Origin of the sequence: Actinokineospora sp. HUAS TT18, from assembly GCF_051364635.1 — a bacterium.
GTDB lineage: Bacteria > Actinomycetota > Actinomycetes > Mycobacteriales > Pseudonocardiaceae > Actinokineospora.
On the sequence record NZ_CP195645.1, the window covers coordinates 240882 to 255923 of the forward strand.

A 15042-nucleotide genomic window follows, 5' to 3' on the forward strand; every position below is an offset into this window, starting at 1 on the left:
GGCCTGGTGTAGTTCTCTGTTCAAGTACCCGGACGCACCCTGGAGGCCCCGCGTGACCGCTGTCGACCCCACCACCACCCCCGAAACCCGGTCTCGGCGCGAAGTGCTGTGCGGCTTGATGGTGGCCCTGGTGGCCCCGGGCGCTCTCGTCGCGGCCTGCGGCGACACCTCGCCGTCGGGTTCCTCGTCCGGCACCACCACGGGCGGTGCCACCGCGACCACCGGCGGCGCCACCTCGGGCGGCCCCGCCGGATCCACCGCCGTCGCCGCGCTCGCCGACGTCCCCCAGGGCGGCGGGCTCGTCGTCAAGGGCACCCCGAAGGGCACGCTGCTGCTGGTCCGCCCCGCCGCCGACACCGTCCGCGCGTTCGACGCGCTCTGCCCGCACCAGGGCACCGAGCTGACCCCGCCGGTCAACGGCACGATCACGTGCCCGAAGCACGAGAGCAAGTTCGACGGCGCCAGCGGCGAGCTGAAGCAGGGTCCGGCCGCCACCGGCCTCAAGGAGGTCCCGGTGAAGATCGAGGCCGACAAGATCGTCCTGGCCTGACCGGGGCACCCAGCGGACGGTCGGACGTGACCGTCCGCTGGGATAAGTGCCCCGAGTCGGGGCACTTGCCTTAGCCCCGGCCGAGCACGCGCGGGTCGGCGTGCAGCGGGTTGGTCAGCCGGATGGTGATGAACTCGTTGTTGTCGGGCTTGCCGGGCGTGCGGCCGGACGAGAACGGGAAGTTGTTGTCGTTGAGCACCCCGAGCGTGCGGTCGTCGAGGATCACGACGTCCTCGATCGTGGTGAACGGGAAGGTGAACGGGTCGCCGAAGCCGCCGATCGCGCGCGGGTTGGCGATGTTCATCAGGTCGGCGACGAGGGTCTTGTCGAGCTTGCCGTCGCGGTCCCGGTCGCGCTTGTCGGCCAGGTAGATCTTCTTCACCTTGGCGCCTGCGCCCTGGAAGCCGTCGCGCTCGATGACGAGCAGCCGGTCGCGGTCCACGGAGATGGCGTCACCGATGGCGTGCGCCGGGCTGTCGAGCTGGTAGACCCACTTGGTGCCGGTGTAGGCGCCCGTGCGCAGGTCGAACTCGTTGAGCCGCAGGCTGCCCGGTTCGTCCCCGGCGACGGTGCCCTCCAGCAGCGCGTTGAGCGTGCGGCGGTCGGGGGAGATGGCCAGCCCCTCGAATCCCTTGCTCCCACCCAGGTTCGCCGTCCCGGCGGGGTTCTCCGGCGCGAACACGCCGGGCAGCGGCACCGGCGGGGCGACGAGCCTGCCCGCGCGGTCGAAGTGCAGCAGGTAGGGGCCGAACTCGTCGCCGATCCAGTAGGACCCGTCCGCGGCGCGGACCATGGACTCGACGTCGAAGTCGGCGCCGGTCAGGACGCGGTCCGGGCGGGTGAGCGCGAAGGGGACGTGCTTGTTCGGGTCGGTGAGGGTGATCCCGCCGAGCACGTCGATCGCGCCCGCCTCGGGGGCGACGCGGTGGATGCGCAAGGTGAAGTCGGCGCTGTTGGCCTTGGCGCCGTAACCGTTGTCGGACAGCACATCGAACGTGCCGTCGCTGTTGCGGAGCACGCCGCTGAAGCCCTGGACGGGCTGGTCGGCGAAGGGAACCTGGACCCCGTTGATGGGCGCGGTCCCGAGCGCGGCACCGGACGGGTCGCTCGCGGGCACGAAGGCTCGGCAGGGAGCGCGGCGAACTCGGTCAGCGTCGCCTGCCCGAAGCCGCGTCCACGCTCGTCGGGCGCGGCGGACCCCGGGACCCCCACCGCGGCCATCGCCACCACGGACAGCCCGATCACCAGCGGTTTCCTCATGAGCGCTCCGATCTGAAGGTGCTTCGACTCGCACGATGCCCGCGACGCTAGGCGCGCCGGGTGAACGCTTCGTGCCGTTCGGCGAAGCACCAGATGATCAGCTCATCCGGTCCCGTGTCCGCGCCTTCCACGACCACGAGCCGCTCTGGTCCGAGCACCGCAGCACCTGTTCCCAAGCCTGCCGCGCCTTCCGCCGGTCCCCAGCGCCCTCCAGCGCCGCCCCATACTCGTAGAGCCTGCGTGCCGTCAGCTCCACAGCCGACGGTTCCGCGGTGAGCGCGTCCGCCGGGAGAATCCGCTCGAAGTCCGCCCGAGCCGCCGCGAACTCACCCCGGGCGAGGTCCAGCCGGGCCTGCCACTCGATCGCCAACTCGGGCCGCTCCCGCGCGACCCATTCGTTGTCGCGCAACGCTTCCCGCTCCTGAGTCGCCAGCAGGACGTCCCCGGTGAGACATGCCAGCGTGAACCGGTGATCGTGCGCGTTCATGATCCAGCGCTCGGCGTGCGGGTTGCCCTCGGCGGCCGCGGTCGTGAAGACCTCCAGCGCGGTCACCAGATTCGCGTCGTACGACGCGACATCGATGCGCCCCGCGTGGAACCTCACCTGATCGCGGACAAGCGCGCTGATCCAGCCGGACACGGTCCGCCCGGCCTGCTGGGCAGCTTCCGCGCTCTCGTCCAGATAGTCGATGGCGGCGTCGACCCGGCCGTGGAGGTACTCCAGATACCCGCGCTCGTAGAGCGCCCGCGACTGATCCCCTCGCACCTCCGCGATCTGGTCCAGCAGCCGCGTCGCCGACGCGAGATCGTTGGTGCGCCGGAACCGCGAGGCCGCGATCTCGGCGAAGTCGGCCCAGATCGACGCCGGTTCCAGGTCGTCGTCGCCACCGGGGGCGCGTTCGGTGACGAAGTCCAAGTCGGACAGGAACCCGAGGACCTCGGCGTAGAACGGGTCGAAACCCGCCCGGTACCCCAGCGCCGAGTGCACGGTGTCGGCGTCCAAGTCGCCGTCGGCCAGGCGGATCGCGTGTTCGGCAAGCAGGCGCGCGGCGACCGAGCCGCCCATCGCGGCGTCGGCGGTGGCGTAGTCCGCGACCGTCCGCGTGGCGCCGACGACCTCGATCTTGCGGCGGAGGAACCCGGCGTCGCCGAGGATCGCGGTCAGGTTGTCCACGCACCACTGCCGGTCGTCCGCGCCGCCCTCCAGAGCGGACGTCAGATGTCCGACGATGTTGGCCAGCGCGTAGTCGTCCTGGCACGCCGACCAGTCGTCGCCGTAGGCGGCGATGAGCTGGGCGGCGGTCTCCTGGTTGCTCATGGCCGCGTCGATCCAGCTGTGGGGCGAGTGCGCACGCGTCTCCTCCGCGGTCAGGTACTCGGCCAGCGTCAGGTGGAAGATTTTCACGCGCTCGGCCGAAATGGTCAGCAATTGCAGCATGTCATGGCTCGCCCGCTCGGCCACGTCGAGGGGCTGACCAGCCATGACGGCCCACTGCGCCATTGTCAGCGGCGCCCGCGCGACCACGACGACGCCCAGCATCCGGCGGTGCACCCGCGCCCAGCGCTCGGCGGCGGCCTGCTGGAGCATGACCATGAACAGGTCGTAGAGGTCGGTCAGGGTCGCGGGCAGCTGATCGTGGTCGGCGAGCGTGTCGACGTCGGCCCAGCGGTGCGCTGCGGCCGCGTGCGACAGGGCACGCGACCACGAGACCAGGAACAGGAAGTTCCCGTCGGCCCGGGACGCGGCCGCGCGGGCGGAGTCGCGCAGCGAGTGGCCGCGCTTCTCCAGCGTCCTGCGCAGCGGGCGGTTGTCGGCGACCTGGTCGGCGTAGTCGCGGAGATCGCCCGCGACCGACTTGCTGGCCGCCGAGATCGACACCTCGCGCAGCCTGCCGCGCTGCCGCAGCCGGTAGCCCGCCAGCAGCACAGGGTCCGGCCTGCTGGCGACCACGACCGTCACGTTCGCGGGCAGCGCCGGGCAGTTGACCAGCCAGTCCGCGATGGTCCACCCGGGGCTCGGCGGCTGGTGGCGCAGCTCGTCGAGCCCGTCGATGAGCAGGACGATGCGCGCGTCCGGGTCGAGCTTGGCCAGGGACTCGGCGGGGTCGAGCAGGGCGAGCCGCTGCAGCGTGGTCGGGCTGAGCCGCCAGACGTCCTCGACGATCTCGTCGGCGGACACACCCACCTGCTCGCCGCCGAGCTCGCCCGCGGTCTGCGTCACGGTGATCTCGGTGGGGCGGAACGGGTTGGCGATGAGCCGCTTGGCCTGCACGCCCACCGACCGGCCGCCCGCGCCGACCCGGTCGGCCGACTGGGTCACGTCGATGCGCAGCGGCCGGTCGGCCATCGCCTCGGGACACAGCTGGGCGAGTTGGCGGCCGAGCGCGATCAGCAGGTGCGCGGCGTCGCCGCTGCCGAACGGGGTCAGGCTGTCGAGGCGGATGAAGTAGCGCGGGCTGACGCGGTGGCGGGTGGTCAGCCACGCCATGAGCGACGACTTGCCCATGCCCGCCTCGGCGGTGATCAGCACGTGGCGGCACGCGGTGTCGTCGAGGTGCTTGTCGACGGCGTCGGCGAGCCAGCGGCGGCGGATGAACGGGCGTTCCTCGAGGTACTGCTCCAGGACGTCGGCCTGCAGTAAGGCGGCCTCAGACATCCTTGTCCTCCAGGCGGGCCCCGATCACGGTGCCGCCCTCGGCGATGTCGCCGACGTCAACGACGCCGACGATGTCGTCATAGCTCCGGTCGCCCTCGACCCCGACGGCGGTCCCGGCGACCGAGCCGCCCTTGACCTTGCCCGACATCCGCCTGCGCTTGTCCGGCGTCCGCTTGCGCAGCGCCACCAAGGCGACCGCCAGCGCGGCGAGGCCGACGAACAGGCTGCCCACACTCGCCAGCTTGTCGGCGGCGTCGAGTCCGACCAGGACGAGTCCGAGCACGATCAGCCCGACTCCCGCCACGGCCGTCACGATCATCAGCGGGCGGCGGGGCACTTTCACGCGGCACTCCCTGCGGGGCGGTCGGGGCGTGAACGATCATGCCGGCCCGCCCGCGGCCAGTCCCCGGATTCGCCGATCCCGTCAGCCGCGCTGGACCACCAGCAGGTGGTACGACCCGCCGTGCGACCCGATCTGCCGGTGGTCGGCCAACTCCAGCCCGGCCCCGGTGAGGATCTCGACCACGTCGTCCACCGGCCGCACCCGGAACCCGTGTTCCACCACCGGCGACGCGGCCATCGCGGTCGGGTCCATCAGCCCGATCACCGCGCGCCCGCCGGGCCGCAGGACGCGGGCCATCTCGGTGAACGCGGTGGACAGCTCGTCGATGAAGTAGATCGTGTTCAGCGTGATCAGCCCGTCGAGCGCCGCGTCGGGCAGCGGCAGCGCGGTCATCGACCCGGTGTGCAGCCGCAGCCTGGACGAGCGCAGCCGCTTCCGCGCGCGGTCGACCATCGAGGGGGAGTAGTCGACGCCGTGGACCGTGCCCGCGCGGCCCAGCAGCAGCGTCAGGCCGAGCCCGCCGCCGAAGCCGAGGTCGGCGACCGTGTCGTCCTGGTCGGGGGCCAGCGCCTCGACCGCCGCGGTGATCGCCGCCCGGTTGCCCTTGTTCAGCATCCGCGCGACCAGCCGTCCGTAGACACCGCGCGGCCTGCCGAGTTGGCTGGCCAGCCCGCGGAGCATCGCCGTGCGTACACCCATGATCGCTCCGTCCCGCCGGGTACCGGTCCACCCTACTGTCGGACCTCGCCCGTAGGGTTGTGGACGTGGCCGACCCGTCCACCTACCGACCCTCTCCCGGCACCATCCCGGACGCGCCCGGCGTGTACAAGTTCCGTGATCCTGGTGGCCGGGTCGTCTACGTGGGCAAGGCGAAAAGCCTGCGCTCGCGGCTGAACTCCTACTTCGCCGATGTCGTCGGCCTGCACCCGCGCACCCGCCAGATGGTGACGACGGCCGCCTCCGTCGAGTGGACCGTGGTGTCCACCGAGGTCGAGGCGCTGCAGCTGGAGTACAACTGGATCAAGGAGTTCGACCCGCGGTTCAACGTCCGCTACCGCGACGACAAGTCCTATCCGGTCCTCGCCGTCACGATGAACGAGGAATACCCGCGCCTGCACGTCTACCGCGGCGCCCGCAAGAAGGGCGTGCGCTACTTCGGCCCGTACGCCCACGCCTGGGCGATCCGCGAGACGCTCGACCTGCTGCTGCGCGTCTTCCCCGCCCGCACGTGCTCGGCCGGGGTGTTCCGCCGCCACGGCCAGATCGGCCGCCCCTGCCTGCTCGGCTACATCGACAAGTGCTCGGCGCCGTGCGTCGGCAAGGTCAGCGCCGAGGAGCACCGGGCGATCGTCGAGGACTTCTGCGACTTCCTCTCCGGCAAGACCGACGCGATGGTGCGCCGCCTGGAGAAGGAGATGGCGCAGGCGTCGTCCGAATTGGAGTTCGAGCGCGCCGCCCGCCTGCGCGACGACATCGGCGCGCTGCGGCGGGCCATGGAGAAGCAGGCGGTCGTGCTCGGCGACGGCACCGACGCCGACGTGGTGTCCTTCGCCTACGACGAGCTCGAAGCCGCCGTCCAGGTGTTCCACGTGCGCGGCGGCCGGGTGCGCGGCCAGCGCGGCTGGGTGGTCGACCGGCTGGAGGACGCGGGGGAGTCCCCGGTCGGCGTGCTCGTCGACCAGTTCCTCAGCCAGTTCTACGGCGACCAGGCCGAGTTGGGCGACGACGTGGCCGCGGCCGTTCCGCGCGAGGTCCTGGTGCCCGAGCTGCCGCCGGACGCCGAGGCCATCGGTGAGTGGCTGACCGGCCTGCGCGGCTCGCGGGTGCAGGTGCGGGTCCCGCAGCGCGGCGACAAGCGGGCGTTGATGGAGACCGTCGAGCGCAACGCCAAAGAGGCGTTCACCCAGCACAAACTCAAGCGCGCGGGCGACCTGACGGCCCGCTCGGCCGCGCTGCAGGAACTGCAGGACCAGCTCGGCCTCGACACCGCGCCGCTGCGCATCGAGTGCATCGACATCAGCCACATCCAGGGCAGCGACGTAGTCGCCTCACTGGTCGTGTTCGAGGACGGCCTCGCGCGCAAGTCCGAGTACCGGCGCTTCGCGCTGCGGGCCGCCGCGACCGAGGGCGACGTCGCCTCGATCGCCGAGGTCGTGCGGCGCCGGTTCGCCAAGTACGCGGGGGAGTCCGGCGGCCAGGAGCCGACCCCGGGCATCGACCCGGACACCGGCAAACCCAAGCGCTTCGTCTACCCGCCGAACCTGCTCGTGGTCGACGGCGCCGGTCCGCAGGCCAACGCCGCCGCCGACGTCCTCGCCGACCTCGGCGTCACCGACGTGGCCGTCATCGGCCTGGCCAAGCGGCTCGAAGAGGTGTGGCTGCCCGCCGAGCCGGAGCCCGCGATCCTGCCCCGCACCAGCGAGGCGCTCTACCTGCTGCAGCGGGTGCGTGACGAGGCCCACCGCTTCGCTGTGGCCTATCACCGGCAGAAGCGCGCGAAGCGGATGACAATGTCCGAGTTGGACGATGTGCCGGGCCTCGGCCAGACTCGCCGCGCGGTGCTGATCAAGCACTTCGGCTCGGTCAAGCGCCTGCGCGCGGCCAGCGTCGAGGAGATCAGCGGGGCGCCGGGGATCGGCCCGGCGACCGCGCAGGCCGTGTACGACGCGTTGAACGAGGGGAAGACATGAGCACGGAACACCCCGGCCCGGGTATCGAGGTCGCTGTGGTGACCGGATTGTCGGGGGCGGGCAGAAGCACGGCGGCCAAGTGCCTGGAGGACCTCGGCTGGTTCGTCGTGGACAACCTGCCGCCGGAACTGATCTCGACCATGGTCGAACTCGGCTCGCAGGCGCGCGGCGCGATCTCCAAGGTCGCGGTCGTGATGGACGTGCGCAGCCGCGCGTTCACCGAGGACCTGTCGGCCATCATCAAGGATCTCGACGCCCGCGGCTACAAGCCGCGCGTGCTGTTCCTGGAGGCCACCGACGACGTGCTGGTCCGCCGGTTCGAGCAGGTCCGCCGCGGCCACCCGCTGCAGGGCGAGGGCAGGCTCATCGACGGCATCGGCGCCGAGCGCTCGCTGCTCATGCCGCTGCGCGAGGAGGCCGACCTCATCCTCGACACGTCCACGCTGTCGGTCCACCAGCTGCGCGCCAAGATCGAGGACGCGTTCGGCTCCGAGGCGGGCACCAGCACCCGGGTCACCGTGCTGTCCTTCGGCTACAAGTACGGCCTGCCGATGGACGCCGACCTGGTGATGGACGTGCGGTTCCTGCCCAACCCGTTCTGGATCCCCGAACTCAAGGACCTCACCGGCCGCGACGAGGACGTGCGCAACTACGTCCTCAGCCAGGAGGGCGCCGACGAGTTCCTCGACCGCTACCACGAGCTGCTGCGCCTCATCGGCGCCGGATACCGGCGCGAGGGCAAGCGCTACCTGACGCTGGCGGTCGGCTGCACGGGCGGCAAGCACCGCAGCGTGGCGATCTCCGAGGAGCTGTCCAGAAGACTGTCCGATGAGGACGGCATGGCGGTGAAGGTCGTGCACCGCGACCTGGGGCGCGAGTGACCCCGAGCCAACCCGATCGACCGCTGAGGGCTGTGGCCCTCGGCGGGGGGCACGGACTGCACGCGACCCTCACCGCGCTGCGGCACCTGACCGACGACGTCACCGCCGTGGTGACGGTCGCCGACGACGGCGGCTCGTCGGGCAGGCTCCGCCGCGAACTCGGCCTGCTCCCGCCGGGCGACCTGCGCAAGGCGCTGACCGCGCTCGCGGGCACCGACTCGTGGGGCACCGTGTTCGAACACCGCTTCGGCGGCACGGGCGCGCTCGCGGGCCACGCCATCGGCAACCTGGTGCTCGCCGGCCTGCTGGAGGTCCTCGGCGACCCGGTGGCCGCGCTGGCCGAGGCCGCGCGGCTGCTCGGCGTGACCGGCCGGGTGCTGCCGATGTCGATGGAGCCGCTGGACATCGAGGCCGACGTGACCGGCCTGGAGGAGGACCCGACGACCGTGCGCCGCATCCGCGGCCAAGTCGCCGTGGCCACCACCCCGGGCCGGGTCCGGCGCATCCGGCTGCACAGCGCCACGCGCCGTGACCAGCCGCCCACGGCGTGTCCCGAGGCGGTCGCGGCGGTGCGTGGCGCCGATGTGGTGCTGCTGGGCCCCGGTTCGTGGTTCACCAGTGTGCTGCCGCACCTGCTCGTCCCAGAACTACACGATGCGTTGATTCACACGGCCGCGACCAGGGTGGTCGTGCTCAACCTTGTCCCCCAACCGGGGGAAACAGCGGGCTTCTCCCCGGAGCGTCACCTGGACGTACTGAGCGAGCACGCGCCCCGCCTGCGGGTCGACGCCGTCATCGCCGACATCGACTCGGTGCCCACCCCGGACCGCCTCCGACGTGCGGCGGAAGGATTGGGGGCGGCGATGTTGTTGGACACTGTCGCGGCCGGACCCGCCGGAGACCGCCACGATCCCGCGGCCCTCGCGGCGAGCCTGCGCCGGGCGATCAGTTCGGTGAGGGGGCGCTGAGCCGTTCGGCCTGACGTGGTGGGATAGGCGCGGGGAGTGGCCCTGACCGGGCCGGGGAGAGGAGCACCAGTGGCGATGACAGCCGCGGTCAAGGACGAGCTGAGTCGGTTGGCCGTGTCCAAGACCTGTTGCAGGCGTGCCGAGGTCTCCTCGCTGCTGCGGTTCGCGGGCGGCCTGCACATCGTGGCGGGCCGGGTGGTCGTCGAGGCCGAACTCGACACCGGCAGCGCCGCGCGCCGCCTGCGCAAGGAGATCCACGACCTGTACGGCCACCACGCCGACGTCCACGTGATCACCTCGGGCGGCCTGCGCAAGGGCACCCGCTACGTCGTGCGCGTGGTCAAGGACGGCGACGGCCTCGCCCGCCAGACCGGCCTGCTCGACCCGCGTGGCCGCCCGGTCCGCGGCCTCCCGGCACCCGTGGTGTCCGGCGGGGTCTGCGACGCGGAGGCCGCGTGGCGCGGGGCGTTCCTTGCCCACGGCTCGCTGACCGAACCGGGCCGCTCGTCGGCCCTGGAGATCACCTGCCCCGGCCCCGAGGCCGCCCTGGCCATCGTCGGCGCCGCCCGCCGCATGGGCATCCAGGCCAAGTCCCGCGAGGTCCGCGGCGCCGACCGCGTCGTCGTCCGCGACGGCGACGCCATCGGCGCGCTGCTCACCCGCCTCGGCGCCCACTCCAGCGTGCTGGCCTGGGAAGAACGCCGCATGCGCCGCGAGGTCCGCGCCACCGCCAACCGCCTGGCCAACTTCGACGACGCCAACCTCCGCCGCAGCGCACGGGCGGCGGTCGCGGCGGCGGCACGGGTCGAGCGCGCCATGGAGATCCTCGGCCCCGAGGCCCCGGAACACCTGACGGCCGCGGGCGAACTGCGGCTGAAGAACAAGCAGGCGTCGCTGGAGGAACTCGGCCAGCTGTCCGAACCGCCGATGACGAAGGACGCGGTCGCGGGCCGCATCCGTCGCCTCCTTGCGATGGCGGACAAGCGGGCCAAGGATCTCGGCCTGCCCGACACCGAGTCGGCGGTCACTCCGGACATGCTCGAAGCCGACGCCTAGGCCGTCAGCTTGGTGACGTGACGCCCACACCGACGACGTCACCCGGTACACCTGGATCATGACCAGACTGACGACGTTCACCAACGACGGGCTCACCTTCGACGTGATCGACGAAGGTCCGCTGGACGGCGAACCCATCGTGCTCCTGCACGGCTGGCCGCAGACCGCCACCGAGTGGGAGCGTGTGACGCCGCTGCTGCACGAGCGCGGCTACCGGACGATCGCCCCCACCCAGCGCGGCTACTCCCGCGGCGCCCGCCCGCGCTGGCGCTGGGAGTACCGGATGAGCAAGCTCGTCGGCGACACCGCCGCGCTGGTCGAGGCGATCGGGGCCCCGGTCCACCTCGTCGGCCACGACTGGGGGTCGACGGTCGCGTGGTCGATGGCCGCGCGGAACCCGGCGATGGTCCGGTCCCTCACGTCGGTGTCGGTGCCGCACCCGATGGCCTTCATGCGGTCCCTGCTCAGCAGCCCGCAGGTGTTCCGCTCCTGGTACATGCTGGCGTTCCAGATCCCGTGGCTGCCGGAGCTGTTCCTGCGTCAGCGGAAGCAGCTGAGCCGTGGACTGGCGAAGACCGGCATGGACAACAAGCAGATCGCCCACGTCCTCGACGGGGTGGTCGACTCGGGCGCGCTGAAGTACAGCGTCCACTGGTACCGGGCGATGTTCATCGCGAACCCCTTCGCCGTGCGCCGGAACGTCTCGGTGCCGACCACGCACATCCGCGGCACCCGCGACCGGTTCATCACCCGTCAGGCCGCCGACCTCACGTCGCGCTACGTCACCGGCCCGTACCGGCTGGAGGTGCTCGACGCCTCCCACTGGATCCCGGAGGAACGCCCCACCGACCTCGCCTCGATCATCGCGGCGACGATCGACGGCTCGCGAGACCTGGCCTGCGGCCTGAAATCGCGGCCAGAAATGTGACCTGGGTCGCATCTTGTCTCTACAGGTATCTGTTGGGCACCCCGGCGCACTTTCACTCACGGGAGGGCGGGTGCTGCTTGGGGGAGGAGCACCCGTGGGGGGAAAGCGGAGTGGAGTCCGCCCGGCGTGGGGGCTGGCGGACTCCACTCCGCTGCTTTGTGTCCGGCATGTGAGCAAACACCGGTCCGGCACTGGCGATCACGTGACAGGTCTGATTCGATAAAGAGAGACCGCTGACCTCTTGACCTGCTTACGCGCGCGCGGACGCTAGGGTCTCAGGGGGGCGGAATCCAGTCAGGCCGCCATGTCACAAAGGGAAAGAGGAGACCAACGGTGACGGTTCGTGTAGGTGTGAACGGCTTCGGTCGCATCGGTCGCAACTTCTGGCGGGCGCTGGAAGCCAGTGACCACGACATCGAGATCGTTGCCTTCAACGACCTCGGTGACGTCGCCACCATGGCCCACCTGCTCAAGTACGACAGCGTCCTGGGCCGCCTGCCCTACGACGTCAAGGTGACCGACGACGGCATCCAGGTCGGCGACCACCACCTGAAGGCGCTGGCCGAGCGCGACCCGGGCAAGCTGCCCTGGAAGGACCTCGGCGTCGACGTCGTGGTCGAGTCGACCGGCTTCTTCACCAACGCCGCCGACGCGCGCAAGCACGTCGACGAGGGTGGCGCCAAGAAGGTCATCATCTCCGCGCCCGCCAAGGGCGAGGACCTGACCGTGGTCCTCGGCGCGAACGACGACCAGTACGACGGCTCGCAGACCGTCATCTCCAACGCCTCCTGCACCACCAACTGCCTCGCGCCGCTGGCCAAGGTCCTGCACGACGAGTTCGTGATCGAGCGTGGCCTCATGACCACGATCCACGCCTACACCCAGGACCAGAACCTGCAGGACGCCCCGCACAGCGACCTGCGTCGCGCCCGGGCCGCCGCGCTGAACATCGTCCCGACCTCGACCGGCGCGGCCAAGGCCATCGGCCTGGTGCTCCCGGAGCTCAACGGCAAGCTCGACGGCTACGCGCTGCGGGTTCCGGTGCCGACCGGCTCGGCCACCGACCTGACCGTCACCCTGGGCCGCGAGGTCTCGCTCGACGAGGTCAACGCCGCCTACAAGGCCGCCGCCGAGGGCAAGCTCGCGGGCATCCTGCGCTACAACGACGAGCCGATCGTGTCCTCCGACATCGTCACCGACCCGGCGTCCTGCATCTACGACGCGCCGCTGACCAAGGTCAACGGCAACCAGGTCAAGGTCGTCGGCTGGTACGACAACGAGTGGGGCTACTCCAACCGCCTCGCCGACCTGACCGCCCTCGTCGCCTCCAAGCTCTGAGCGCGATGAAGAACCTCGACGACCTCCTCGCCGAGGGTGTTGCTGGTCGGCGCGTGTTCGTGCGCTCCGACCTCAACGTCCCGCTCGACGGGGACAAGATCACCGACGACGGCCGCGTGGTCGCCTCGCTCCCGACGATCAAGAAGCTCGCCGACGCGGGCGCCCGCGTGATCGTCGCGGCGCACCTCGGCCGCCCCAAGGGCGCGCCGGACGCCAAGTTCTCCCTGGCGCCGGTCGCCGCGCGGCTCGGTGAGCTGCTCGGCACCGACGTGGTCCTCGCGGGCGACGTCGTCGGCGACTCGGCCAAGGCGGCGGTCGCGGGCCTGGCCGACGGCCAGGTCGCGCTGCTGGAGAACGTGCGGTTCGACCCGCGCGAGACGAGCAAGGACGCGGGGGAGCGCTCGGCCCTGGCCGACGAGTTCGCCGCGCTGGCGGACGCGTTCGTGTCCGACGGCTTCGGCGTCGTGCACCGCAAGCAGGCGTCGGTCTACGACGTGGCCACCAAGCTCCCGGCCTACGCCGGTGGCCTGGTGCTCGCCGAGGTCGAGGTGCTCCGGCAGCTCGCCGGTGAGCCCAAGCGGCCCTACGTCGTAGCGCTCGGCGGGTCGAAGGTGTCGGACAAGCTCGCCGTCATCGAGTCGCTGCTGCCCAAGGTCGACAAGCTGCTCGTCGGCGGCGGGATGTGCTTCACGTTCCTCGCCGCCCAGGGCCTCGGCATCGGCGACTCGCTGCTGGAAGCCGACATGATCGACACCTGCAAGCGGCTGCTGGAGGAGGCGGGCGACAAGATCGAGCTGCCCGCCGACATCGTGATCGCCGACGCGTTCTCCGCCGACGCCAACGTGCAGACGGTGCTCGCCGCGCAGATCTACGAAGGCTGGAAGGGCCTCGACATCGGCCCGATCACCGTCGAGCGCTACGCCGAGATCCTGCGCGCGGCCGGGACGGTCTTCTGGAACGGCCCGATGGGCGTGTTCGAGCTGGCCCCCTTCGCCGAGGGCACCCGCGGCGTCGCCCAGGCCATCGTCGACTCCGACGCGTTCAGCGTGGTCGGCGGCGGCGACTCGGCCGCGGCGGTCCGGCTGCTGGGTCTGCCGGAGGACGGCTTCTCCCACATCTCCACCGGCGGTGGCGCGTCGCTCGAGTTCCTTGAAGGCAAGGAACTCCCCGGCGTTTCCGTGTTGGAGGGCTGATGGCTCGGCAGGTGCTGATCGCGGGCAACTGGAAGATGAACCTCAACCACCTCGAGGCCATCGCCCTGGTGCAGAAGATCGCCTTCTCGCTGCCCGAGAAGTACTACGCGAAGGTGGAGGTGGCCGTGCTGCCGCCGTTCACCGACATCCGGTCCATCCAGACCATGACCGACGGCGACAAGCTGCTGCTCAAGTACGGCGCGCAGGACATCTCCCAGCACGACTCCGGTGCCTACACCGGTGACGTGTCCGGGCCGATGCTCGCCAAGCTGGGCTGCTCGTACGTGACGGTCGGCCACTCGGAGCGCCGCGAGTACCACGCGGAGACCGACGAACTGGTCAACAAGAAGGTCAAGGCCGCGCTCAAGCACGGCATCACCCCGATCTTCTGCCTGGGCGAGCGCATCGAGGTGCGCGAGGCCGGGACGCACGTCGAGCACTGCACGACCCAGCTGGTCGAGGGCCTCAAGGGGCTCAAGGCCGACCAGGTCGCCAAGGTCGTCGTGGCCTACGAGCCGGTCTGGGCCATCGGCACCGGCCGGGTCGCCTCGGCCGCCGACGCCCAGGAGGTCTGCCAGGCCCTGCGCAAGCAGCTGGCGGAGAAGTACGGCGACGAGGTCGCCGGGGGTGTTCGGATCCTGTACGGCGGCTCGGTCAAGTCGGGCAACATCGGCGAGCTGGTCGCCCAGGACGACATCGACGGCGCCCTCGTCGGCGGTGCCAGCCTGCAGGCCGACGAGTTCACCAAGCTCTGCGCCATGGCCGCGGGCGGACCGCTGCCGTAGAAAATGCGGGTCGCGGGGATATCTGGTAACAGCTAGCGCTTGAACATGCCGGGGCGGTGGTCGAACACCGCCCCGGCACCAGGTAGCCTGTGGCTTCCACCGTTCAACAGCGAGGATGACATGGTTCTGGCCCTGCAGATCGCCCTTATCGTCACCAGCCTTCTGCTGATCCTGCTGGTGCTGCTGCACCGCGGTCGCGGCGGCGGCCTGTCCTCCCTGTTCGGTGGCGGGATGCAGTCGAGCCTGTCCGGTTCCAGCGTCGTCGAGAAGAACCTCGACCGGGTGACGCTGTTCGTCGGCTCGGTGTGGATCATCTGCGTGATCGGCCTTGGCCTGCTGGTCAAGGTTGTCTGACCCCCACGGGTCCACGCGTCAATCCGACCAACCACATGGT

At 71.0% G+C, this 15042-nt stretch carries 14 protein-coding genes; 10 read left to right on the plus strand and 4 right to left on the minus strand.

Annotated elements, in window-relative coordinates:
- Positions 1-52: 52 nt before the first annotated feature.
- Positions 53-550 carry a Rieske (2Fe-2S) protein gene (locus ACSHT8_RS01220; protein WP_436496848.1) on the plus strand — a complete coding sequence of 166 codons (498 nt, stop codon included), beginning with the start codon at positions 53-55 and terminating at the stop codon, positions 548-550.
- Between the two features lie 70 nt (positions 551-620).
- Here the strand turns inward: ACSHT8_RS01220 and ACSHT8_RS01225 are convergent, their stop codons facing one another.
- The 4 genes from ACSHT8_RS01225 to ACSHT8_RS01240 form a co-directional block, all read right to left on the minus strand.
- The gene (locus ACSHT8_RS01225) at positions 621-1667 is read right to left on the minus strand and encodes an esterase-like activity of phytase family protein (protein WP_436496850.1); all 1047 of its coding nucleotides are present in this window, start codon (positions 1665-1667) and stop codon (positions 621-623) included.
- Positions 1668-1907: 240 nt separating this feature from the next.
- Positions 1908-4466, minus strand: coding sequence for a hypothetical protein (locus ACSHT8_RS01230; protein ID WP_436496852.1), 2559 nt, complete (start codon positions 4464-4466; stop codon positions 1908-1910).
- Positions 4459-4809, minus strand: coding sequence for a hypothetical protein (locus ACSHT8_RS01235; RefSeq protein ID WP_436496854.1), 351 nt, complete (start codon positions 4807-4809; stop codon positions 4459-4461). Before ACSHT8_RS01235 ends, ACSHT8_RS01230 begins: the two co-directional genes overlap by 8 nt.
- Before the next feature lie 81 nt (positions 4810-4890).
- Positions 4891-5508, minus strand: a complete 618-nt coding sequence (locus ACSHT8_RS01240; RefSeq protein ID WP_436496856.1) for a class I SAM-dependent methyltransferase — start codon at positions 5506-5508, stop codon at positions 4891-4893.
- 65 nt (positions 5509-5573) lie between these two features.
- Here ACSHT8_RS01240 and uvrC point away from each other — a divergent pair, with 65 nt between their 5' ends.
- The 9 genes from uvrC to secG all read left to right on the plus strand — a co-directional run bounded on the left by uvrC (position 5574) and on the right by secG (position 15002).
- Entirely contained in the window at positions 5574-7499 is a 1926-nt protein-coding gene (uvrC, locus tag ACSHT8_RS01245) for an excinuclease ABC subunit UvrC (protein WP_436496858.1), read from the plus strand.
- A complete protein-coding gene (gene rapZ / locus ACSHT8_RS01250; RefSeq protein ID WP_436496860.1) occupies positions 7496-8380 on the plus strand; it encodes an RNase adapter RapZ in 885 nt (294 codons plus the stop codon). The genes uvrC and rapZ overlap by 4 nt, the downstream gene beginning before the upstream one ends.
- 23 nt (positions 8381-8403) lie before the next feature.
- Positions 8404-9348, plus strand: coding sequence for a gluconeogenesis factor YvcK family protein (locus ACSHT8_RS01255; RefSeq protein WP_436501958.1), 945 nt, complete (start codon positions 8404-8406; stop codon positions 9346-9348).
- A 69-nt stretch (positions 9349-9417) separates the two neighbouring features.
- Positions 9418-10404 (plus strand): DNA-binding protein WhiA, encoded by a 987-nt coding sequence (gene whiA, locus ACSHT8_RS01260; protein WP_436496862.1) that lies wholly within the window; start codon positions 9418-9420, stop codon positions 10402-10404.
- Positions 10405-10462: 58 nt separating this feature from the next.
- Entirely contained in the window at positions 10463-11332 is an 870-nt protein-coding gene (locus tag ACSHT8_RS01265; protein ID WP_436496864.1) for an alpha/beta fold hydrolase, read from the plus strand.
- A 333-nt stretch (positions 11333-11665) separates the two neighbouring features.
- Positions 11666-12670 carry a type I glyceraldehyde-3-phosphate dehydrogenase gene (gene gap / locus ACSHT8_RS01270; protein ID WP_436496866.1) on the plus strand — a complete coding sequence of 335 codons (1005 nt, stop codon included), beginning with the start codon at positions 11666-11668 and terminating at the stop codon, positions 12668-12670.
- 5 nt (positions 12671-12675) lie between these two features.
- Entirely contained in the window at positions 12676-13863 is a 1188-nt protein-coding gene (locus ACSHT8_RS01275) for a phosphoglycerate kinase (RefSeq protein ID WP_436496868.1), read from the plus strand.
- Positions 13863-14648, plus strand: a complete 786-nt coding sequence (tpiA, locus tag ACSHT8_RS01280; protein WP_436496870.1) for a triose-phosphate isomerase — start codon at positions 13863-13865, stop codon at positions 14646-14648. The genes ACSHT8_RS01275 and tpiA overlap by 1 nt, the downstream gene beginning before the upstream one ends.
- Positions 14649-14768: 120 nt before the next feature.
- Positions 14769-15002 (plus strand): preprotein translocase subunit SecG, encoded by a 234-nt coding sequence (gene secG / locus ACSHT8_RS01285; protein WP_436496872.1) that lies wholly within the window; start codon positions 14769-14771, stop codon positions 15000-15002.
- Positions 15003-15042 lie beyond the last annotated feature (40 nt).